This window comes from Amycolatopsis sp. NPDC043887 (assembly GCF_056435665.1).
On the sequence record NZ_JBWKEB010000003.1, the window covers coordinates 44,629 to 66,936 of the forward strand.

Annotated in this window: 17 protein-coding genes and 1 pseudogene; 13 read left to right on the forward strand and 5 right to left on the reverse strand. The window is 70.2% G+C overall.

Translation table 11 applies throughout. The features are described from left to right. Positions 1–2: 2 nt before the first annotated feature. The 3 genes and pseudogenes from AC069H_RS09750 to AC069H_RS09760 all read left to right on the forward strand — a co-directional run. Positions 3–1,122 (forward strand): annotated as a pseudogene (locus AC069H_RS09750) (CaiB/BaiF CoA transferase family protein); the annotation flags it as partial. After that, entirely contained in the window at positions 1,117–1,470 is a 354-nt protein-coding gene (locus AC069H_RS09755) for an HpcH/HpaI aldolase/citrate lyase family protein (RefSeq protein WP_478232271.1), read from the forward strand. The pseudogene AC069H_RS09750 and the gene AC069H_RS09755, both read left to right, overlap by 6 nt. Positions 1,471–1,563: 93 nt before the next feature. Continuing rightward, complete coding sequence (locus AC069H_RS09760) at positions 1,564–2,517, forward strand: helix-turn-helix transcriptional regulator (protein WP_478224766.1); 954 nt, start codon at positions 1,564–1,566, stop codon at positions 2,515–2,517. A gap of 138 nt (positions 2,518–2,655) precedes the next feature. On the opposite strand, the gene AC069H_RS09765 is transcribed toward AC069H_RS09760, so the two are convergent. Then, on the reverse strand, positions 2,656–3,288 hold the full coding sequence (locus AC069H_RS09765) for a TetR/AcrR family transcriptional regulator (RefSeq protein WP_478224764.1): 633 nt from the start codon (positions 3,286–3,288) through the stop codon (positions 2,656–2,658). Between the two features lie 48 nt (positions 3,289–3,336). Between AC069H_RS09765 and AC069H_RS09770 the strand changes: the two genes are divergently transcribed. From AC069H_RS09770 to AC069H_RS09780, 3 genes are read left to right on the forward strand one after another with little or no spacing between them, the layout of a single operon-like run. Next, positions 3,337–4,284 carry a patatin-like phospholipase family protein gene (locus AC069H_RS09770; protein ID WP_478231973.1) on the forward strand — a complete coding sequence of 316 codons (948 nt, stop codon included), beginning with the start codon at positions 3,337–3,339 and terminating at the stop codon, positions 4,282–4,284. After that, positions 4,281–5,039: an SDR family NAD(P)-dependent oxidoreductase gene (locus AC069H_RS09775; protein ID WP_478231974.1), complete on the forward strand. Its 759-nt coding sequence runs from the start codon at positions 4,281–4,283 to the stop codon at positions 5,037–5,039. The genes AC069H_RS09770 and AC069H_RS09775 overlap by 4 nt, the downstream gene beginning before the upstream one ends. Beyond that, a complete protein-coding gene (locus AC069H_RS09780; protein WP_478231975.1) occupies positions 5,036–6,517 on the forward strand; it encodes a flavin-containing monooxygenase in 1,482 nt (493 codons plus the stop codon). The genes AC069H_RS09775 and AC069H_RS09780 overlap by 4 nt, the downstream gene beginning before the upstream one ends. Here the strand turns inward: AC069H_RS09780 and AC069H_RS09785 are convergent. The 3 genes from AC069H_RS09785 to AC069H_RS09795 all read right to left on the reverse strand — a co-directional run bounded on the left by AC069H_RS09785 (position 6,502) and on the right by AC069H_RS09795 (position 8,816). After that, positions 6,502–7,380: an alpha/beta fold hydrolase gene (locus AC069H_RS09785; RefSeq protein WP_478231976.1), complete on the reverse strand. Its 879-nt coding sequence runs from the start codon at positions 7,378–7,380 to the stop codon at positions 6,502–6,504. The genes AC069H_RS09780 and AC069H_RS09785 overlap by 16 nt on opposite strands. Before the next feature lie 88 nt (positions 7,381–7,468). Then, positions 7,469–8,221: a hypothetical protein gene (locus tag AC069H_RS09790; RefSeq protein ID WP_478224759.1), complete on the reverse strand. Its 753-nt coding sequence runs from the start codon at positions 8,219–8,221 to the stop codon at positions 7,469–7,471. Positions 8,222–8,225: 4 nt separating this feature from the next. Then, positions 8,226–8,816 (reverse strand): papain-like cysteine protease family protein, encoded by a 591-nt coding sequence (locus AC069H_RS09795; RefSeq protein ID WP_034316771.1) that lies wholly within the window; start codon positions 8,814–8,816, stop codon positions 8,226–8,228. A gap of 385 nt (positions 8,817–9,201) precedes the next feature. Here AC069H_RS09795 and AC069H_RS09800 point away from each other — a divergent pair, with 385 nt between their 5' ends. The 7 genes from AC069H_RS09800 to AC069H_RS09830 all read left to right on the forward strand — a co-directional run bounded on the left by AC069H_RS09800 (position 9,202) and on the right by AC069H_RS09830 (position 21,214). Then, positions 9,202–12,033, forward strand: a complete 2,832-nt coding sequence (locus tag AC069H_RS09800) for an ATP-binding protein (protein WP_478231977.1) — start codon at positions 9,202–9,204, stop codon at positions 12,031–12,033. Positions 12,034–12,192: 159 nt separating this feature from the next. Then, positions 12,193–13,650, forward strand: a complete 1,458-nt coding sequence (locus AC069H_RS09805) for a trypsin-like serine protease (protein ID WP_478231978.1) — start codon at positions 12,193–12,195, stop codon at positions 13,648–13,650. A 27-nt stretch (positions 13,651–13,677) separates the two neighbouring features. Then, positions 13,678–15,216, forward strand: coding sequence for a S8 family serine peptidase (locus tag AC069H_RS09810; protein ID WP_478231979.1), 1,539 nt, complete (start codon positions 13,678–13,680; stop codon positions 15,214–15,216). Positions 15,217–15,430: 214 nt separating this feature from the next. Then, a complete protein-coding gene (locus AC069H_RS09815; RefSeq protein ID WP_478231980.1) occupies positions 15,431–16,129 on the forward strand; it encodes a TetR/AcrR family transcriptional regulator in 699 nt (232 codons plus the stop codon). After that, positions 16,129–18,651, forward strand: coding sequence for an ABC transporter ATP-binding protein/permease (locus AC069H_RS09820; protein ID WP_478231981.1), 2,523 nt, complete (start codon positions 16,129–16,131; stop codon positions 18,649–18,651). Before AC069H_RS09815 ends, AC069H_RS09820 begins: the two co-directional genes overlap by 1 nt. Continuing rightward, positions 18,648–20,363, forward strand: coding sequence for an ABC transporter ATP-binding protein (locus tag AC069H_RS09825; RefSeq protein WP_478231982.1), 1,716 nt, complete (start codon positions 18,648–18,650; stop codon positions 20,361–20,363). The genes AC069H_RS09820 and AC069H_RS09825 overlap by 4 nt, the downstream gene beginning before the upstream one ends. Continuing rightward, positions 20,360–21,214 (forward strand): alpha/beta fold hydrolase, encoded by an 855-nt coding sequence (locus tag AC069H_RS09830; RefSeq protein ID WP_478231983.1) that lies wholly within the window; start codon positions 20,360–20,362, stop codon positions 21,212–21,214. Before AC069H_RS09825 ends, AC069H_RS09830 begins: the two co-directional genes overlap by 4 nt. On the opposite strand, the gene AC069H_RS09835 is transcribed toward AC069H_RS09830, so the two are convergent. Beyond that, positions 21,201–22,127 carry a hypothetical protein gene (locus tag AC069H_RS09835; protein WP_478231984.1) on the reverse strand — a complete coding sequence of 309 codons (927 nt, stop codon included), beginning with the start codon at positions 22,125–22,127 and terminating at the stop codon, positions 21,201–21,203. The genes AC069H_RS09830 and AC069H_RS09835 overlap by 14 nt on opposite strands. Positions 22,128–22,308 lie beyond the last annotated feature (181 nt).

A 22,308-nucleotide genomic window follows, 5' to 3' on the forward strand; every position in this document is an offset into this window, starting at 1 on the left:
GTATGCGCCAACCACTCGAGGGAATCACCGTCGTCGCGCTGGAGCAGGCCGTCGCCGCTCCGTTCTCCTCCAGTCAGCTCGCCGACCTCGGCGCGCGCGTCATCAAGATGGAACGCCGCGGCGTCGGCGACTTCGCCCGCGACTACGACCACACCGTCCACGGACAGTCGAGCTACTTCGTCTGGCTCAACCGGGGGCAAGGAAAGCATCGAACTCGACATCAAGGAGCCGGCGGACCGGGCGCTGCTCGGCGCGATGATCGGCAGGTCGGACGTGTTCCTGCAGAACCTCGCGCCCGGCGTGGTGGAACGGCTCGGCCTCGACGCCGGGACGCTGCGCGCGGAACGTCCGGAACTGATCCACTGTTCGATCTCCGGCCACGGCCCGGAAGGTCCATATCGGACGAAGAAGGCCTACGATCTGCTGGTGCAGTGTGAAACCGGGCTCGTGATGTCCACCGGCACCCCGGAGACACCGGCCAAGGCGGGGATCTCGATCGCGGACATCGCCACCGGGATGTACGCCTACAGCGGCGTCCTCACCGCGCTGTACGACCGCGAGCGCACCGGCGGGGGAGCGAGCCTGCACGTCGCGATGATCGACTCACTCGGTGAATGGATGAGCCAGCCCGCCTATTTCTCCCGTTACGGCCAGGAACCACCGCGGCGCACGGCGGCGGTGCATCCGTCGATCTCGCCGTATGGCCCGTATCGCACCGGTGACGACAGAGTCTTCCTGAGTGTCCAAAGTGAACGGGAGTGGATCGTGCTGTGCCGGGACGTTCTGGGACGGTAGGCACTCGTCGAAGATCCGCGCTTCCGGACCAACGACGACCGCGTCGGCAACGACGGCGAGCTCACCACGATCCTGGAGGAGACCTTCACCGGCCTGACCGCGGACGAGGTCGGGGACCTCCTGGAACGCGCCGGGATCGCCAACGCCCGGCTGCGGTCGCCGGAGCAGTTCACCCGCCATCCACAGCCGGCCGCGAGGAATCGGTGGCGCGCGGTGGAAACCCCCGCCGGAACGCTGGAGGCGCTGCTCCCCCCGGTCGAGGTCGCGGGACGGGAACCGGTCATGGGGCCGGTGCCCGTCGACCACCGGTCGCACGAGGCGTTGCGGTACGCGCGGTCGGCGCTCGTCGTCGCAGCCGCGGCCGCGGGCAGGGCGGCTCCGATCGACGGTGTCACCACGGCACTCGACGACGAGGCCGCGCTCGCCGCGGATATCGGCCACGCCAAAACCCTCGGGTACACCGGGAAGCTCTGCGTGCATCCGCGCCAGGTCGCCGCCGCGAATCGTGGGCTGGCCCCGTCGGACAGCGAGATCGAGTGGGCGCGGGACGTGCTCGCGCACGCCCGAGACGGCTCGGTGGCCGTGGCGGGCGGCCAGATGGTCGACAAGCCGGTCGAAGCACGGGCCAGGGCCATCCTCGATCGCGCGGATGGTCCGTTCCGACCAGCCGGATGACGCCGATGTGCACCTGGTAGTGCCCGCCGGGTGGCGGTAACGTTCCGGCGGCTGACTTTTCGTTATAAGCGAACGGAAAGAAGACGTGATCCCATGTACGAACCGGTACTGACGGAGTTCGCGACCACCGATCCGGAGCAGGCGTGTGCCCTGATCGCCGAGGCCTACCGTGACAACCGGTTGCGGGTCCGGGGCAGCGTCGAAAACTACCGATTCGAGCACAACCGGTGTGATGTGGGGGACGTGCAGATCGACCTCCTGCACAACACGCTGACCACCGAGATCGTCATCCAGCCGCTGGGCAAAGTTGTGCTCCTGCGTGTGCTGGGCGGTGAAGTGCAGGTAGAGGACAGTTTCGGCGACCGAAGGCTGGCCGCCGGCGACGTATTCGTCGCCTCGCACCCCGGCAGCGGTTACCGGACGGGAATGCACGGCTCGCGGTTGCAGATAACCAGTATCGACCTGTCGCTGTTCACCGGGATCGATCCAGCGCAGGACGGCGCGGCGATCGAGCGGTTGCGCTACGAGCCGGTGAGCCTGGAGAAGGCGCAGCGATGGCGCCGGACTGTCGAGTACATGACCGGGCTGTTCTCCGAACCGGACGTGGAGAACGGCCCGCTGGTGCTCGGCGCGGCGGGCAGGCTGATGGCCGCCATGGCACTGGACACCTTCACCGCGGGCACGGGCGACGGTCGTCCTTGTGACCGCCGGGACGCCGTCCCGGACACCGTACGCCGCGGGATCGCCTTCCTGGAGGCGAATCCGGACCTCGACCTCGGCGTCGCCGACATCGCGCGCGCCTGCCGGGTCTCGGTGCGTGCCCTGCAATTGGCGTTCCGGCGACATCTGGACACCACCCCCATGGCCTATCTGCGCCGGGTCCGGCTGGACCGGGCCAGAGCCGAACTCCGCGACGCCGAGCCCGGCGGGGGCACGACGGTGACCGGTGTCGCGGCGAAATGGGGTTTCCTGGGCGGCAGCCGGTTCAGCGCGCAGTACCGTGCGGCCTTCGGCGAGTCGCCCAGTGACACTTTGCGTAAGCGGTGAAGTTCGTTTCCGTCGGTGCGGTTCTGCGTTTTCGCCGGTAGACCGCGGCCGCCGGGGCCGGTTCAATGGAGTCCGGCCCACCGGCAGTGCCCAGCCCCCGCCTACTGGTGCGCCAAACCGGGCCGGCCGGCCGGTTTCCTAGCGAGGTGCGGCGATCCCGTCGTACATGACCCGGCGGACCGCCCGGCTCATCGCGGCTTGCCGCTCCGGTGACGGGTCCCGCAGCTCGGACAGGATCGACGCGAGGATCATGCCGTTGATCGCGCGGGCGGTGGAGTCGACGTCCAGGTCCTCGTGCAGATAGCCGAGGCGGACGCCGTGATGCAGGTAGCCGGCGGTCAGCTCGGCGGCGGTCTCGTAGAAGTCCAGCACCCGTTCTCGCATCTCGGCGTCGATACCCGCCGCTTCGAGCAGGAGGAAGCGCGCCATCCGCGGGTCGCCGCCGAAGATCCGGGCGAGCGCGTCGCCGATCCGCGCGCTCTGCCTGCGGTACTCGGCGAGACTGTTGACCGCGTCCGGCGCGTTGTCCGCGGCCAGCGCGCCGACCACCTTCTCGACCAGGTCCGTGATGACGTGGTCGACGATGTCCCGTTTGTTCTGGAAGTACCGGTAGAAGGTGCCGTGCCCGATGCCCAGCCGGGCGGCGATGTCGGCGATCCCCGTCGCGTGGTAGCCCCGTTCGGCGAAGCAGTCGAACGCGGTCTCCACGATCTCGCGCCGTAGTTCCTGCTTCTTCCGTGCGGCCCTGCTGACCGGGGTCTCCGTCGTCATCCCGCCAGCTTATTGCCCGGCGCGTTCAAATGACATACGGTTCCGGAAATGATACGTCATTCCGCGAGGGCGCTGGTGCTCGGCTGCGGCGGGACCCTGGGGTTCGCCTGGACGGCCGCGGTCCTCGACGCGCTGCACGCCAAGTCGGGCTGGGACCCGCGGGAGGCGGACGTCCTGGTCGGGACGTCGGCCGGGGCCGAGGCGGTGGCCATGCTCGGGGCGGGCATCCCGGCGAAGGCGATCCTCGACGCGGTGGCCGGCGCGCCCGGTGGAGACGCCGTCGTCGCCGCGCACGTCCGGCGGGTGCCGGACAGGCTTCCCCCGATGCCGTCTCCGCGCTGGCCCACGACCGGCCTGGTCCGGGCCGCGTTGCGGCGGGACGTCGACACGCTCGCCGGTCTCGCGGGTCTTCTGCCTCGGGGAAGGGGCGACGCGAGCTGGCTTCGCGAACTCGGGGACACGCTGGCGCCCGGCGGCTGGGTCCCGCATCCCGCGACCTGGCTGATGGCCGCGGACCTGACCGGGAACCGAATCGCGCTCGGCTCCCCGGACGCACCGTCCGCTCGCCTCGGCGAGGCGATCGCCGCGTCGTGGGCGATCCCCGGCTGGTTCCCCCCGTCCGTTGTGGACGGACGGCCGCTGGTCGACGGGGGCACGGTCTCCCCGACCTCGGCCGATCTCCTGCTCGGCCACGACGTCGGCGATGTCGTGCTCATCGCGCCGATGAGCAGCGAGGGCGGAGCGCCGGCACGCGGTGCGGCCCGGCTGGAAAGGCTGCTGCGGACGGCGATGACCAGGAGGGTCGACGACGAGGCGCGGCGGTTGCGCGCGGCCGGCGTCCGGGTGGTCCGGATCGAGCCGGGGCCTGCCGATCTCGCCGCCATGGGCGCGAACTTCATGGACGGACGGCGGCGGGAGCACGTGCTCACCACGGCATTGAGGACGGCGCCCGGCCTGGTCGCCGAAGCCTTCGAACGAGAAGGGGTACGCGCATGACCAAGTACCCGGACCTCGATCTTGACGGGGCGCATGTGGCGATCACCGGTGCGGGGCAGGGCATCGGCCGCGCGACCGCGGAACGCATGGCCGCGCTCGGCGCGCGCGTCTCCATCGGCGACCTCGACCTCGAAGCCGCGAAACGGACCGCCGCCGATATCGGCGGCACCGCCCATCACCTGGACGTCGCCGATCCGGGGTCGTTCGCCGCGTTCCTCGGCGAGGCCGAACAGGCGAACGGACCGCTCGCGGTGCTCGTCAACAACGCCGGGATCATGCCGAACGGTGGCTTCCTCGACCTCTCCGACGCACTGAACCGGGCGACCATGGAGGTCAACGTCTTCGGCGTCGTCCACGGTATGCGGCTGGCCCTGCCCGGCATGCTGGAACGCGGCCGCGGCCACATCATCGACGTCGCGTCGCTGGCCGGGAAGTTCCCCGTCAAAGGCGCCGTGCTGCCGTCGGCGGTCGACACCGCGCTCGCCTCCGGGCTCGACATGCGGCCGATCCCCAAGGTGAAACCGGGCCGGATCGCCGACGCCGTCGTGGCTTCCGTCCGCACACGCGCGGCGGAGATCGCCGTGCCCGGCTACGTCGGCGCGCTCGCGACCCTCGCGGCCGTGACACCCGAACCGGCGCTCAACGCGTTCCGCCGGCTGAGGCGGGACGACCGGGCGCTGCGCCCCGATTCACCGGAGCGGGACGGCTACCGCGCCCGCCTGGACCAGGACACCCACCGGGAGGAAAACGCATGAACGCGCAATACGACGCCGTCGTCGTCGGGGCCGGTTTCGGCGGGATGGGCGCGGCGATCCAGCTCAACCGGCTCGGCTACGGCAACCTGCTCATCCTCGAACGCGAGTCCGACCTCGGCGGCACCTGGCACGTGAACCGCTATCCCGGGCTGGCCGTCGACATCCCGTCGGCCACCTACTCGTATTCGTTCGAGCCGAATCCGCACTGGTCGCGTCTCTTCGCGCCGGGCGCGGAACTCAAGCGGTACGCCGAGCACGTCGCGGACAAATACCGGCTGAGGCGCTACATGCGTTTCGGTTCGGTGGTCACCGGCGCGGTCTGGGACGAGGCGAACGCGCACTGGACGGTCTCGCTCGCCGAGGGCGGGCCGGTCACCGCCAAGTATCTCCTCACCGCGACGGGTTTCCTTTCCCAGCCGAAGAAACCCGACATCGCCGGGATCGACACGTTCGGCGGCAAGATCATCCACACCACCGCCTGGGACGACGAGTACGACCTCGCGGGCAAGCGGGTCGCGGTGATCGGCACCGGCGCGACCGCGGTCCAGTTGATCCCCGAGATCGCGAAGATCGCGCGCGAGCTCACCGTGTACCAGCGGACGCCGATCTGGGTGAGCCCCAAGCTGGACTTCCCGGTGCCCAAGGCGGTCCGGCGCGCGTTCGCCGCTGTCCCGTTCACCCAGCGGGCCGCCCGGCTGACCGGGACCGCGCTGCTGGAGTTGATGATGGTGTCCGGTGTCCTGCACTACAGGCAACTGCCGATGGCGAACCGGCTCGGCAAGCTGTGGTGCCAGGCGCATCTGCGCCGTCAGGTGCGGGATCCGCGGCTGCGCGCGGAACTGACGCCGCGCTATTCGTTCGGCTGCAAGCGCCCGACGTTCTCCAACGAGTACTACCCGGCCTTCACCAAGGACCACGTGCACCTGGAGACGACGTCGATCGCGAAGATCGACGAAACCGGGATCGAGACCGCCGACGGAGGGCGGCGGGAGATCGACGTCCTGGTGCTGGCGACCGGATTCGACCTCTGGGAGGCGAACTTCCCGGCGATCGAGATCATCGGGCGCGACGGCCGGAACCTCGGGAAATGGTGGCGGGAGAACCGTTTCCAGGCCTACGAGGGGGTGGCGATCCCCAAGTTCCCCAACTTCATCTCGCTCAACAGCCCGTATTCCTACTCGGGACTGTCCTATTTCACCACCATCGAGACCCAGATGCGGCATATGGACCGGCTCTTCGGCGCCATGCGGCGGCGCGGCGCGACCGAGTTCGAGGTCACACGGGAGGCCAACGACGCGTTCCTCGACCGGATGACCGAACGCCTCGGCGACTCGATCTTCACCCTCGGCGACTGCGCCCCGGCGAACAGCTACTACTTCAACCCGCACGGGGAGGCGACCCTGCTCCGCCCGTCCTCCACGTTGAACGCCATCAAGGAGGCCGGGAGCTTCCCGCTTGAGGACTACACCTTCGCCTGACCGTCCCTGCCGAGCAGCGTGCGCAGGACCTCGGCGGCGTGCGTCCACAGGACCGCGCCGCCGATGCCGGGGACGATCCGGAGGGTGGCATCGGGAAGGCGACCGGCGAGGGTGACCCCGTTGTCGGGAGAGTGGCTTCGGTCCTGTCCGCCGTACCAGAGATCGACGTGACCGGTGATCGAAGACAACGCGAACGGCCAGCGGCCCATGGCGAGGACGGTGTCGCGGGCGTACCCCGCCGGGCCCTGGCCGAACGCCTCGGCCATCGCCCGACGGTAGGCGGACTCGAACGACGGAGCGGTGTAGACCGCCAGATCGGCGTCCGGGGCGGAGCGCGTCACCAGGTTCCACATGGCGTCGGCGTCGAAACCGGTGAAGACGGCTTCCGCGCGGGCGGCATCGGAAGCGACCAGAGCGACCAGTCCCGCCAGCTCTTCGGGCAGCTTCCCGGTGAACTCCGGCCCGCTGATCTCGTCCGCGCCGGACACGATGGCGAGCGGACCGGCCGCTCCCGCCGCGGCGCAGGCGAAGGCGAACGGGGCACCCTGTGAGTTGGCGATCATCGGCGGGATCCCGAAACCCCGTTCGCTCGCGAGACAGGCGATGTCCGCGGCGAAATCGGCGAACGTGCGATCCGCCAGCGGGCTGGAAGAGCCGAGCCCCGGCCGGTCGACCGTGACCAGCCGGACGTTCAGCGACTCCACCACTCCGGCGGGCAGCCCCAGCCGACGGCTCGTCGCCGCGCCGGGGATCAGCAGCACGACTTCGCCGTCTAGGGGGCCCCACTCGGCCCAGCCGAGAACGCGTCCGTCGGGTAGTCCGGTTTCTCCCAGCCTGGCCGGGTCATCGATCCTGAAGTCCACGCCGCCATGATCACAGCAGGTCCACCGGTCACGCATCCGAAAAACGCGGAGGTGCCGGGACCCCGCGCGGTCCCGGCACCCTTGGCGCTTACTGCCTGCGGAGCCGCAGAGTGACGGCCGCGCCCGCGGCGGCGAGGAAGACAGCGCCGAGCGCGTACGGCCACCACGGCACCTCGGTGCCGCCCACGGGGGCGGCACCGTAACCGCCGGCGGCACCGGTGCGGTCGTAGGTCGAGCCGGGCAGCTTGTCGCCGTAGCGGCTCTGCAGGGCCTCGCGGTAGGCGGCGAGCGTCATCGTCTCGCCGGTCTTCGCCACCGACGAGCCGTCGAGGACGGTCACGGTGTCCCCGTCGACGGCGTACCAGGCGCCCGCCTGAGGTTCGCTCAGGAGGTAGCCCTTGCCGGCCCGCGCCGCGAGGCGCTTTTCGACGTCACCCGAGGCGACGTTGTAGACCGACCACCCCGAGCCTTCGCGCTGCGACCACACGGTCGCGGCGTCGCCGTTGCCCAGCGTGGCGGGTGTGGCGACGTAGGCGAGTTCGGCCGGGACGGAGGAAGTACCGGCGATGAAGGCGGCGGTCGGCTGGTAGACCGCGACCGGTGTCCGCGGATCCGCCTTGGCGGTCCTGGCTGCGACGGCCGTGTCCGCCTTGGCGGCGCCGGGGAACTGCGCGTTGGCGAGCCGTTGGGTGGTCGCGTCACTGGTGACCACTGTGGACACCGCGGCGAGGTCGGCGGCGGTGGGCGCGCCGCTGGGGGCGTCGGCGGCGGAGGCGTGGCCGCCGAGCGCCAGTGACAGTCCGAGGGCGAGGATCGTGGCGCCGAGGAAGGTTCGCTTCATGGTTTCAGTCCTTGATCCCGTAGACGGTGTGGGTCCAGGTGAACGAGTTGTTGGACCGGTAGGCGTTGTAGCTCATCTGGTTGTAGCGGGGGCTCGAGCCCCACGGGTCGCCGTAGTACACCGTCGTCGCGCCGTTGGTGTTGTCGTAGCCGTAGAGCACGTGCATATGCCCGCCGCCGTTGCGCCAGCCGATCCGGGTGCCGATCGGCTGCCGCGCGTCGACCTGGCTCTTGATGGAGGCGAAGCTCAGCGTCTGGCCGGACGAACTGTAGGTGCCGACGTTGCTGAACCCCAGCCAGCGGAACACCCGCTGCTGATCACTCAGGTAGCCCTGGTTGTTCGCGCAGTCCGTTCCGGACTCGTTGTGCGCGATCTGGCAGAACTTCGTCTGGGTGAGGGAATGCCCCCACCACGCGGCGATCGTGTTGCCACTGGCGTCCCAGCACCAGTTGCTCTTCTCCTGTGCCTGCATCCTGATCGGGATCGTGGTGGCCGCCGTGACGGCGGGCGCCGCGGAGGCGGGCGCCTGCAAGGCGACCAACGCGGCGACACCGGCGAAGGCGGTGGCCAGCCCGCGCCTGAATGAGGTCTTCACCGTCGGAACACTCCTAACTGGATGGTCGAACGCGAAGCAAGCGCGGGTGGCTACCCGTAAGGGACAGGTGGGGACTTCGGCTACCCGGCTGGGTGACCGTCCGGCGCGAGCAGGGGGTGAGCGCTGTGGCGAGGTGACAGAGGGGCACTGCGAATAGTCTGAGATTCACCCTCTGGTGGCCCCGTGGCAAGGTTCGCGGCAATACCTAAGGGTCCGTATTGCCGATGCGGATGCCGGTGTCACCGCAGGTCGGCGTCGCCCGTTCGAGTTAACGGTGCGGAGACGTCGTGACTCCCGTGGTGTGGACCAGCGGAAAGCGTGCGGACCCCGGTCACTGTTCGTGTTCCCGCCTTTCGGCGGGTGTCCGATCGGTAGGGTCCCGAGCATGCCGACGATCGGTGCGGCACCGGTGTTCGTGGCCCGCGACACCGAACTGGCCGAACTGGTGCGCGTCGCCTCGCGCCCGCCGTCGGTCGCCGTCATCGAGGGCGGACCGGGTGTGGGCCGCAGCCGTCTGCTCGAAGAACTGGTCGCCCATCCCGGGATCGCGTCGCGTGTGGTCTGGTCCGCTCGGTGCGGCTCCTTCGCGCGGCCGGGCCGGCTGGCGCCGTTGGTCGACGCGCTGCTCGCGAAGAGCGACGTCGCCGCCGCCCACGCGGCCGGTTTCTCGCCGGTGACGGGTGTCCTGCGACGGCTGATCCCCGAATGGTCCCCGTGGTTGCCGCCGTTCCCGGAGAACGCGGACGCCGAGACCGTCCGGCAGCAGGAGTTCCGCGCCGTGCGCGAAGTACTGACCGGCTGCGGTCCCGCGGTACTGGTACTCGACGACGTCCACTCCGCCGACGACGACACGTGGGAGTTCCTGCGCGGACTCGCGGCCTCCCCGGTGCCGCCGCTGAGTGTGGTGGTGAGCGTGGCTGCGTGCGGCCCGCGGCGATTCCCGCCGCTGGGTGAGACCACCGCGCATTTCTCGCTCGCCGCGTTCACCGTGGTCCAGGCGCGGACGCTGCTGGACGCGTCCTTCGGCCGCTGCGCACCGGATTTCGCCGAAGCCGCGCACCGGCGCACGTCCGGGATCGCCGTCGACCTGACGGCTTTGGTCCAGAGCGTCGGCGACACCGCCGAGTCGCTTACGGCGGACAGACTGGCGTCGGCGACCGTGCCGCCGCTCGTGCGGAGCCGGGTCTCCGGCCTGATGGCGGCGATCGGTCCTGCGGCGCAAGACGTCGTCCGCGCGGCCGCGGTGCTGGGATCGCCCGCCGGGGAACCGGATCTGGGTGCGGTCGCGGCACCGTCGCCCGGGGAGATCTCCGGCGCGATCACCGAAGCGGTCGAGGCGGGACTGCTGCGTGACCTCGGCCGCGGCCGCTACGTCTCGGGGAGCCCGCTGATCGCCGAAGCGGTCTACGCGTTGCTTCCCGGACCTCAGCGGTGCGCGATGCACGGACGCGCCGCCGCCCGGCTCGCCGCGAGCGTCGAACCCCGCGCGTCCCTCATCGCCCGTCATGCGCGGTTGGCAGGTGACATCGCCGCGTGGACACAGTGGACCGGTGTGGCGGTCGACGACGCCATCGAAGACGGCCGGACGGAGGAAGCGAGCCGTCTGCTCGAAACGGCCTTGCGGGACACGGAACTCCCTCGGACCGCGCGCGAATCGTTCGCCGTCCGGCTCGGCAGGGAACTGCCGCGCAGTATCGCGCACGCCGGTACGGTCCGGCTGCTGCGGGAGATCCTGCGCGAATGGCCGCTGAGCAAGGCCGCGCGGGGCGAGATCCGGGTCCATCTCGGACAGGTGCTGATCAATCAGGTGGGCAAGGTCGAAGCGGGCAGGCTCGAGATCGAACTCGGCGCGGCCGACCTCGGCAGACGGCAGGCGCTGCTCGCCAGGGGATTGGTCACCCTGGCGCTCCCGCATATCGGCACCGTCCCGGTGGAGGAGAACTTCCGCTGGCTCGACGAGGCCGAACAGGTGAGCAAGGGGGAACACGACGCCGGCCTGCTCGCCGCGATCGCCGCGAACCGGCTTTCGGCGCGGATGCAGATCGCCGATCCGGAGGCCTGGGACGAGATCGCCGACCTGCCACGGGCCCCGGAGTCGGCCGAGGTCTGCCGTCAGGTGGCCCGCACCTACATCAACCTGGCCGACGCGGTGGCGTGGAACGGGCATTACCCGGTGGCGCGGGCCTACCTCACGACGGCGCGTCGACTGATCCGTGACGACCACCAGCCCTATCTCGACGCGTTGGCCGACGGTACGGAACTGCGGCTGGACCTCGCGATGGGGGAGTGGGCGAGTGTCGCGGAGAAGGCGCGGGCGATGCTGACGCGGGTCGACAAGGACGGTTCGCTGGCGGCCGAGCCGCTGCTGGTGCTCGGCTGGTACGAGTACGGGCAGCACCGGCCGACGGCGGCACTGCGCAGTTTCGACGCGGCGTTCGCGCTTTCCGCGGGCAGCGTCCCGGTGCAGGCTTCGGCGTACGCGGGCCGCGTCGCGGTCCATCAGGCGGGCAAGGAACTGCAGGCGGCAAGGCGCCTCGCCGAGTTCGGCCTGGAAACCGTGCGGCGCAAGAACAATTGGGTCTGGGCGGCCGAACTGATGCCGTTCGCCGTGCGCACCATGCTCGGGCTGGGGCAGCACGTCGAGGCGAGGGAGCTCCTCGCGGAGTACCGGCAGGGTATCGACGGCAAGGACGCACCGGTCGCGAACGCGTCGGCGCTGCTGTGCCGGGGCATGCTCACCCAGGCGCGTGGCGAGACGCTCGCCGCCGGTGATCTGCTGCTCGGTGCGGCGCAGGCCTACAGTGCGCTGCCTCTCCCGTATTTCGCCGCCTACGCCGACGAACTCGCGGCCGGATGTTTCTCCGAAGCCGGGGAGCGGGCGCGTGCCGTCGCGTCCTTCACCACCGCGGAGACGACGTACGCGAGCCTCGGTGCCGCCGTGGACGCGCTCCGCTGTCGTCGTTCGCTGCGGCGGTGCGATCCGGAGATGCCGCGGCGCGGCCGCAAGGGCTACGGCGAAGCGTTGTCGCCGAGGGAACTCGAAGTCGCCCGGCTCGCCGCCCAGAACCTCACGAACCGGGAGATCGGCGAGCGGTTGTTCCTGTCGCCGAGGACGGTCGAGATCCACGTCGGACGGGCGCTCCGGAAATTGGGCCTGCCTTCGCGCACCGTCCTGACCGAGGACCTCCTCGGCGACGGTTCTCCAACCATTCCTTAAGGGTCCGTATTCCGCTATTCGCTGAGTACGTCGGGAGAAACCGCAGGTGAGAGGCGGTTTCTTTAAATAGTGGGCCATCCGCCGCGCTCCACTATTGTTCCGTTTCCGCCGCCGATCGACAGTTGTCGGGCAGTCGCGATTTCCCGGAAAGGAATCACCGTGAGCGGAAAACGGATCTTCGGCGTGGTCGCCCTGACCATGGCCGCCCTGGCGCCGGCGGCGGGCTTCGCCGGTGCGGCACCGGCCGATCCCCTGAGCGCCATCAGTCCCACCGATGCCGCGCCCCTGCCGGCGGGTGGCGTCCAGGGCCAGAGCATCGGCGGCACACCGGCGTCGGTGAAGGACTACCCGTACGTCATCGCCGCGCTGCGGGAAGGTGGCTCGCGACCGAAGGGGCAGAGCTGCTCCGGCTCCGTCATCGCGCCGCGGAAGGTCCTGGTCGCGGCCCACTGCAAGGAGCTGGCGGGTGAGAAGAGCGTCCTTTATGGACTCGACGACCTGAAGAGCGCGGGCGGCACCCAGCTGAAGGCCGTCGACTACAAGATCCACCCCAGGTTCACCCAGCCCTGGAACGGTTACGACGTCGCGGTGATCACCGTCGACGGCGACATCCCGGTCCCGCCCGGCGGCTACGCGAAGGTCGCCACGTCCGCAGACACCGGCCTGGAGGCGCCGGGCAAGGACGGGTTCAGCCTCGGGTACGGAAAAAAGGACATCAACGACTCCACGCAGGACGTCACGCTGCACAAGCTGACGTTGCCGATCGTGAACGCGAGCCAGTGCACCGGCGTGGAGAACGGCGTCGACCCGAAGACGATGATCTGCGCCGGTTACCCCGACGGCCACAAGACCGTCCTGCCGGGCGACTCCGGCGGCCCGTTCGTCGTGAACGGGAAGGTCGTCGGGGTCACCTCGTGGAGCCGCAGCGACTTCCGCTGGTACAGCGTCTACAGCAGGCTCAACAACGAGATGGGGGACTGGGTCGCCGAGCAGATCGGCGGCGAACAGCCGGGTGACGCCTTCACTCTCGCGGCTTCGCCCTCGTCGGTGAAGGTCCTGCCGGGGAAGTACGTGTCGGCGAGTGTCACGAGCGAACCGGGCAAGAACGGCGCCGAGAACATCACCCTGTCGGCGTCGGGACTGCCCGAAGGTGCCAACGCGACGTTCCAGCCCGCCACGATCAAGGCGGGTGAGGTGGCGAAGCTGACCATCGAGACCGCCACCGGCACTCCGGAAAAGACTTATCAGGTCACGGTTTCCGGAAAGGGCACCACCGAGACGGCCACCGCGGGACTCTCGCTCACCGTCGGCGCGGGTGAACCTCCGGTCGGCGACCTGAAGGTGACCGTGAACCCGTCTTCGGGATCCGGCCGCGCGGGCTCGCTGGTGAGCGCGACGGTCACCGCGGCCGGGGGCATCGGCTCGATCACCCTGTCCGCCAGTGGATCCGGACTGCCGACCAACCCGTTCTTCTCGCCGCAGAGCGTGTCGAGCGGTGGCAGTTCGACCATGCAGGTCTTCGCGCCGTTCCAGCCGGGCACGTACCCGGTCACGGTGACCGCCAAGGACGGCGGCGGCGAGACCGCGACCACCACCTACACCCTCACCGTCCAGTGATCTTCACCGAAACAGAGGGGAATTCCCATGCGTGACAAGACGAAAACCCTGCTGGCGCTCGGCCTGCTGAGCCCGTTGCTCGCCCTCGGCGCCGGAACGGCCGTCGCCGCCGAGGCCGAAGGTGTGGTGATCCCCGCCAAGGTGCACTACGGCGACCAGTACATCGTCGTCCTCCATGACGTCGCCGCGGCGGGACAGTCGGCTTCGGCCGATCTGGCCAAACGGTACGGCGGTGAGGTCCGTTCGGTCTGGACGTCGGCCATCCGCGGGTTCTCGGCCAAGAGCATGACCCCCGCGGAAGCGCGGAAGCTGGCCGCGGACCCGTCGGTCAAGGCGGTGTACGAAGACGGCACCGCGCGCGGCACCGGCACCCAGCAGAACCCGACCTGGGGCCTGGACCGGGTCGACCAGAAGAACCTCCCGCTCGACAAGGCCTACACGTATCCCAACGAGGGCGCGGGCGTCACGGCGTACGACCTCGACAGCGGCATCAACCCGTCGAATCCGGAGTACGAAGGGCGCGCCGGCCTCGGCAAGGATTTCATGGGTGGCGACGGCACGGACTGCAACGGACACGGCAGTCACACCGCGGGCACGATCGGCAGCAAGACCTACGGGGTCGCGAAGAAGGTCAAGATCGTCGGGTTGAAAGTATTGGGCTGCGACAACTCCGGTCCGGACTCGGGCATCATCGACGCCGTCGACTGGGTGACGGCGAACGCCAAGAAGCCCGCCGTGGCGAACATGAGCCTGACCATGGACGCTCCCGGGGTCGGGGACGACGCGGTGAAGCGGTCGATCGCGTCGGGTGTCGTCTACGGCGTGGCGGCGGGCAACGCCTCCACCGACGCCTGCAACACCAGCCCGGCCCGGGTGCCCGAGGCGATCACGGTCAACGCCTCGGACTCCTCGGACAACCGGTCTTCGTTCTCGAACTACGGAAGCTGCACCGACATCTTCGCCCCCGGTTCGAACATCACGTCGCTGAGCCCGAGCAGCGGCGGTTCGGCGGTGATGAACGGGACTTCGATGGCGACACCGCACGTCGTCGGCGCGGCCGCGCTCTACCTGTCGGCCAACCCCGGCGCCACTCCGCAACAGGTGCGGGACGCGCTGGTGAACGGCGCGACCGCGGGTGTCATCAAGAACGCGGGCAGCGGCTCGCCGAACAAGCTGCTGAACGTCTCGTCGATCGGCAGCGGTGGCCCCGGGCCGCAGTGCGGGGCCAAGTCGAACACCACGCCGGTGTCCATTCCGGACGCCGGGGCGGCGGTGACCAGTTCCGTGACCCAGGAAGGCTGTGACGGCAAGGCTTCCGCTTCGCTGCCGGTGAAGGTGGACATCTCGCACACCTACACCGCGGACCTCGTGCTCGACCTGATCGGGCCGAGTGGCAAGGCCTACCGGCTCAAGGAGTCGGGCGGAGTCGGTTCGGCCGACGGCGTGCACGAGACCTTCACGGTCGACGCCTCCGGTGAGGCGGCCAACGGCACCTGGAAGCTGAGCGCGCAGGACGTCTACCGGTTCGACACCGGCTCGATCGACGGGTTCGCCATCACGTTCTGAACCCGCTGAGACTCGCCGGCAGGGCGGGAGGGAAAACACCGGTGGGGCCGCTTCGGCGGTCTCGCCGGTGTTCGTTCGTTTGGCGACATGGTCACAGCGCGATCGAAGGCAACCCCTTGGCAGCTTCCGGCCACCAGCCGAACCGTGTCTTGACACCAAACTAAGCCTACCCTTAGTTTCCCCCTATAACTTTCCTTGGCCGCGAAGGGGCGAAATGCCGAAGATCGGTGGCCGTCCGGCGATGATCGCGCGGGACGACATCCTGCGTGCCGGTCGCGAGCTCGGGATGCGCCGGCTCAGTGTCAAGGCGGTCGCGGTCCGGCTGGGGGTGACCGCGACCGCCCTGTACCGGCACGTCGACGGCCGGTGGGGCCTGGAGCGGCTGGTCGGCGAGAGCATCCTGGCCGAGCTGCGGCTCCGGGACGATCCGCGGCACGACCTCGAACAGCATTTGCTGTCCTTCGCTCTGCAGATGCGGGCCTTCGTGCTGGACCATCCTGGCCTCGTCACCTACCTGCAGTTGCTGTTCCCGCGCGGTGACGGCGGTCAGCGCCTGCTGAACACCGAGGTCGACGCCCTCGTCCGCCGGGGTTACGAGCCCGCCGCGGCGATCGTGCTCAGTGGTGCCGTCGCGTCGCTGACCATCGCGATGACCGCGTCCGAGGAGAACAGCATGGCCGCGGAGGAGGCCGACGGCGACGGGCTGGACCGGGAGCGGCAGGCCGTCCGCGACCGGTTGTCCCGCGACGACCGGCTCGCCGGGCCGTCCGCCGCGTTGCCGGAGGTACCGCGGCCCGAGTACGTGCGGCTGCTGCTGACCGCGTCGATTCGCGGGTTGATCGAGTCCTGCCCGCCGGGCAGGCCGGTCGCCGAGATGGTGGCCGTTCTGGCGGCCACGGGGGAGGGTCTGTGATGGCGCGCGGGTTCCAGGGCGCGGTGATGCGGGGTTTCGGAGCCAGAGACCACGAAGCGACCGTCGTCGGGACAGAAGAGATCACGCCGCGTTTCGTGCGGGTCCGTTTCGTCTCACCGACCTTGTTCGAGGACGTCGTCGTGGAGCCGACGGCCTGGCTCCGGTTCTGGTTCCCGGATCCGGAAGGCGGCACGACGGAGTTCCAGCGCGCGTACACCCTCACTGAAGCCGATCCGGAAGCCGGCACGTTCGCCATCGACGTCGTCCTGCACGAGCCCGCCGGACCCGCCTCGCGGTGGCTGCGGGAAGCGCGGCCCGGAGCGAAGGTCCCGGTGATGTCACTGGGTTCCTCGTCCTTCTCGGTTCCCGCGGAACCTCCGGCCGGGTACCTGCTGATCGGCGACTCCGCCTCGATCCCCGCGATCAACGCGATCCTCGCGGTGGTCCCGGCGGACATCCCGATCGAGCTGTACCTCGAAGAGCACGACGAGACCGATCGCCTGATCCCGCTGGGGGAGCACGCGAGGCTGACCGTGCACTGGGTGCCACGTCTCGACGCGACCTCGCTGGCCGCGGCGATCGAGACGCGCGACTGGTCGGACTGGCAGGCCTGGATCGCGACGGAAGCCGGTTCGTTCAAGCAGCTGAAGACGCGTTTGCGCGACACGTTCGGCTTTCCCAAATCCGAGGTGCACGGCCGGGCGTACTGGTACTACGGCCGAGCCATGGGCGCGTTCCGCGGGGAGAAGGAGGAACCGGCCGCCGAAGTCGTGAAATCCGTCAAGGAGGCGCCCAAGGGAGCATGGCGGGCACAGGCGGCCGGACGCCTGCTCGCGCCGGTGCGCAGGACGCTGATCTTCGCCGGCCTCTTGCAGGCCGTCGTGACGCTGATCGGTCTCGCGCCGTTCGTGCTGCTGGTCGAACTGGTCCGGCGGCTGCTCGCGGGCGGCGAATCGCTGTGGGCGATGGGCGTCGCGGCGCTGGTGCTGCTGGGCGTGGGAACACTGCTCGAATCCGCGGTCGTGCTCTGGCTGCACGCGGCCGACGCGCGTTTCGCCCGGGATCTGCGGCAGCGGCTCTTGGGCAAGCTCGCGCGGCTGCCGCTGGGCTGGTTCACCGCGCGCGGTTCGGGCACGGTCGCGAAACTCGTGCAGGGCGACACGCTTTCGCTGCACTATCTGGTCACGCACGCCGTTCCCGACGCGGTGGCGGCCGTCGTCGCGCCGGTCGCGGTGCTGGCCTATCTGTTCGCGGTGGACTGGCGGCTCGCGCTCGTCCTGCTCGTCCCGATTCTCGTCTACCTCGTCACCACGTCGATCATGGTCGTCCAATCGGGACCCAAGACCGGCCAGGCGATGCGCTGGGCGGAACGGATGGCGGGCGAGGCGGGCGCGTACCTGGAGGGGCAGCCGGTGATCCGTGTGTTCGGCGGCGCCGCGGCTTCGTCGTTCCGTCGGCGGCTCGACGAGTACATCGGTTTCCTCGGCGACTGGCAGCGTCCGTTCACCGGCAAGAAGACCATGCTGGACTTCGCCACCAGACCCGCGACCTTCCTGCTCCTGATCACCGGCGCCGGGACACTGATGATCTCGGGTGGCGGCATGGAGCCGGTGACCCTGATCCCGTTCCTGCTGCTGGGCACCACCTTCGGCGCGCGGCTGCTGGGCATCGGGTACGGCCTCGGCGGTGTCCGCGAGGGGATGCTGGCCGCCCGCCGCGTCCAGGTCGTGCTCGACGAGCCGGAACTGTCCACAGTGGAACTCAAGGACCGGGACGGCGTCGAGCCGGGCACGGTGGAACTGGACCGCGTGGGTTTCGCCTACCGCACCGGCGTTCCCGTTCTGGAGGACGTCTCCCTGATCTTGCGGCCCGGCACGGTGACCGCGCTGGTCGGCCCGTCGGGAGCGGGGAAGTCGACCCTCGCCGCCCTGGTCGCGCGGTTCCACGACGTCACCGAGGGCGCGATCCTGGTCGGCGGCCGGGACGTCCGCGCCTTCGCCGCCGACGAACTCTACGGCCGGGTGGGCTTCGTCCTGCAGGATCCGCAGCTCGTCAAGGGGACCGTGCGGGAGAACATCGCCCTCGCCGTCCCCGGCGCCACCGAAGACCAGGTCGTCGCCGCGGCGCGCGACGCGCAGATCCACGAGCGGATCCTGCGGCTGCCGCGGGGTTACGACACCGTTCTCGGTGCCGGTTCCCAGCTGTCCGGCGGGGAACGCCAGCGGGTGGCCATCGCCCGCGCGATCCTCGCCGACGCCCCCGTCCTCGTCCTCGACGAGGCGACCGCCTTCGCCGATCCCGAGTCGGAGTACCTCGTGCAACAAGCACTCGACCGGCTCACCGCGGGCCGGACCGTCCTCGTCATCGCCCATCGGCTGCACACCGTCACCGGCGCCGACCGGATCGTGGTCCTCGACCGCGGACGGATCGCCGAAAGCGGGACCCACGAAGAACTTCTCGCTTCGGAAGGGCGGTACGCCCGCTTGTGGCAGGCCGGTGCCGGTGCGGGGGTGACCGCGTGATCCGCACACTGCTGGACCTGATCCCCGGCCCGAAACGCGCGGCGTTCCGGCGTTATGTCGTGCTCGCCGTGCTGTCGGTGCTCCTGCGCGCCGCCGGTGTCGTGCTGCTGGTTCCGTTGGTGGGCGCCTTGTTCGGTGCGGGCCCCTCGGACGCGCTGCCCTGGCTGGGTGCGCTCGCGGCCTCCACCGCGGCGGGCTGGGCCGTCGACGCCGTCGTGGGGCGGCTCGGGTTCGAGCTCGGGTTCGGCGTGCTGGACCACGCCCAGCACGACGTCGCCGAGCATCTGACGAACGTCCGTCTGTCCTGGTTGGACAGTGAGCACACACAGACCGCCCGTCAGGCGATCGCCGCCACCGGACCCGATCTCGTCGGCCTGGCCGGCTACCTGCTCACCCCGCTCATCGGCGCGGTCCTCCTGCCGATCGCGATCGCGCTGGCCCTGCTGCCGATCGCCTGGCCGCTCGGCGTCGCCGCGCTGGCCGGGGTCCCGGTGCTGCTGGGCGCGCTGTGGGCGACCGGGCGGATCACCCGGCGCGCCGACCGCGCTGCGGCCGACACGAACACCACACTGACGGAGCGGATCGTCGAGTTCGCCCGTACCCAGCAGACATTGCGCGCCGCCCGCCGCGTGGAACCCGCGCGCAGTCACGCCGGTGCCGCGCTCGCCGCGCACCATGGCGCGACCGTCCGGCTGCTGCGTCTGCAGATCCCGGGGCAGGTGCTGTTCGGCGTCGCCGGTCAGCTGGCGCTGGCCCTGCTCGCCGGGACGACCGTTCTCCTTGTCACACAAGGCGGTTTGAGCGTGCCCGAGGCCATCGCGCTGATCGTCGTGATCGCCCGGTATCTGGAACCGTTCACCGCGCTCGGCGATCTCGCGCCCGGTATCGAAACCGCCGCCACCACACTCGGCCGCATCCGCACCGTGCTCATCGCACCGGTCGCCCCGTCGGGGGAGGCCGCGGCACCGGCCGAGGCTCCGCTGATCCGCTTCGAGAAGGTCGGGTTCCGGTACGCGGCCGGGACCGAGAACGTGCTGGAGGACTTCGACCTCACCCTCGAACCGGGGACGACGACCGCGATCGTCGGGCCGTCCGGCTCGGGCAAGAGCACCGTCCTCGCGCTGCTCGCCGGCCTCTACCAGCCCACCAGCGGGCGAGTGCTCGCCGACGGAACCGACCTCGCCGGGTTGTCCACGGCCGCCCGCCGGGATCTCGTCACCGTCGTCTTCCAGCAGCCGTACCTCTTCGACGGTTCGGTGCGCGACAACGTGCTCGCCGGGGATCCCTCGGCGAGCGACGAGAGGATCGCCGAGGTCGCCGGGCTCGCCAGGGTGGACGAACTGCTGGAGCACACGGCCGTCGGCGAGGCGGGCGGCGCGCTCTCCGGCGGTGAGCGGCAGCGGGTGTCCATCGCCCGCGCGTTGCTCAAACCGGCGCCGGTGCTGCTGGTCGACGAGGCCACGAGCGCGCTGGACACCGAAAACGAGGACGCCGTGGTCCGCTCGCTCAGCGCCGATCCCGTGCCGCGGACGCGAGTGATCGTCACCCACCGGATCGCCGGGATCCGGCACGCGGACCGGGTCCTGTTCCTGGAGGACGGGCGGATCGCCGAGGACGGCACCGTCGAAGAACTCCTTGCCGGACAAGGACGTTTCGCCGAATTCTGGCGGCGCCAGATCGACGCCACCGGCTGGAGGATCACCGCGAGATGACCCATACCCAAGGTGAGCCGGAATGGGTCGTCACCCGCGACGGCAGACAGCTCCACGCGATGGTGCACCCGGGGCCCGAGGGATCCACCGGGCCGACGGTCGTGTTCGAGGCGGGTGCCGCGGCCACCCGATCGTCGTGGGCGGCGGTCCAGCCGGAGGTCGCCCGGTACGCCCGTGCGATCGTCTACGACCGGTCCGGGCTCGGCCGCAGCGCCCCCGACCCCGGCGGTCGCACGCTGCGGCGGATGGCCGACGACCTCAACGACGTCCTCGATCATTTCGGCCAGGGGCCGTACGTCCTCGTCGGGCACAGCGCCGGCGGGCCGATCGTGCGGCAGGCCGCCGCCCGACGTCCGGAGCGGATCGCCGGGCTGGTGCTGGTCGATCCGACCGACGAAGCGGCGGACGTCCTCTTCGGCCGCGCCTTCCGCACCGGTGAACGCGTCATGCTCCGGCTCGGCGCCGTGCTCGCGCGGCTGGGCCTGCTCAAGGTCCTCTTCCGCGGCTTGCTGCGGGGGATGCCGGACGACGTCCGCCGCGACCTCGAACGGGAGGCGTTCACCGTCGGGACGGTGCGGACCCAGCGGGAGCAGGCCCGCACCTTCCTCGACGAACTGGCCCTCTGGCGGCGGGATCCGCCGGTGCTCGGCGACATCCCGGTCACCGTGGTGTCCGGCGGACTCGGCGGTGGCGGCTTCTCCGCCGGCATGAGGGCGCGGACGAACGCCTCACACGCTCACCGGGTGAGCCTCTCGCCCGGCGGCAGGCACGTCATCGCGGAGCGGTCCGGCCACTACGTCCCGTTGACCGAGCCCGACGTGCTCGTCCGCGAAATCGTCAGGATGACGTGAGCGCCCGCCTGAGTTCTTCGTAGGTCGGGGCGAGCGCCCGGAGGGTCGCGGTGGCGCGTGCGTCGTCCTCGACGACGAGGTCGTACTGCAACGAGCCGATCAGCCGAGCCTGCGTGGTGAGGACGGCGGCGGCCTTTTCGCGGCCGGCCCGGCGCAGGCACGCCGCGGCGTCGGCCGTCCGTCGAGCGCCGAGGCGCACGACGAAATGGATGAGCAGTCCCCGCAGGTCCGGGTCGCCGCCGGAGCCGATCCGGTCGGCGAGCGCGAGTGCCGCGTCGCCGTTGCCGAGCGTGCCGGGCGGGAGCCCGGTGTCGTTCTCCCCGCTGAGCCGCCTGATCGCCCTGGGAAGCGACGCCACGATCGCGGCCTCGTCTTCGACGAAGGTGTGCCGCACGAACTTCGTCCGCATCGTGTGCGGTTTGCCGTAAGCGACCGTTTCGGCGCGCCAGGCGGCGGCGAAATCCGCCCGCGGGATCCGCGCGTACGGGTAGCCCTGCGGGTCGTGGGCGGTGACGGACTCGTCGTCCGCGGCGAGCGCGACCAGGAAATGGTCGGCGCCGATCGGGCCGGTCATCCCCGGCTGGTGGCGCAGGTGCCCCATTTCGACCGGACCGAGCAGGACCGGGCCGTCGGCGAGGCTCTCGACGAGCCGGGCGAAGGCGGCATCCGGATCCGGCTCGCTCGCCGTTTCCGCGCGCCAGCCGAGGACGTCGAGGGCCTCGCCGATACCGAGATCGGGATCCCAGCCGAAGGCGTCGAAGAACGGCAACGAACCGCCGATCAGCTGCATGCCGAAGGGGCTGCCGGTCACGGTTTCGAGCACGTCGGCGCCCGGAGCCTCGGAGCCGAGCATCATCGCGAGGGAATGGGCGTAGCAATAAGGGCCGGAGCCGCGATAAGGAAGATCGATCACGTGTTCGACGATGGCAGTTTTCGCGCGAAAACGCCACACCCCGTCGCGTCCGTTGTGGACAGTGAATTTATCACCCGTCCGGGGGTTTCGGGGCCACTCAACGGGTTCTATCCCGGCGACACCGCCGATCCCGGTTGCCGTCGACGATCTTGCCGACCCAGGATGACCACCACTTGAGCTC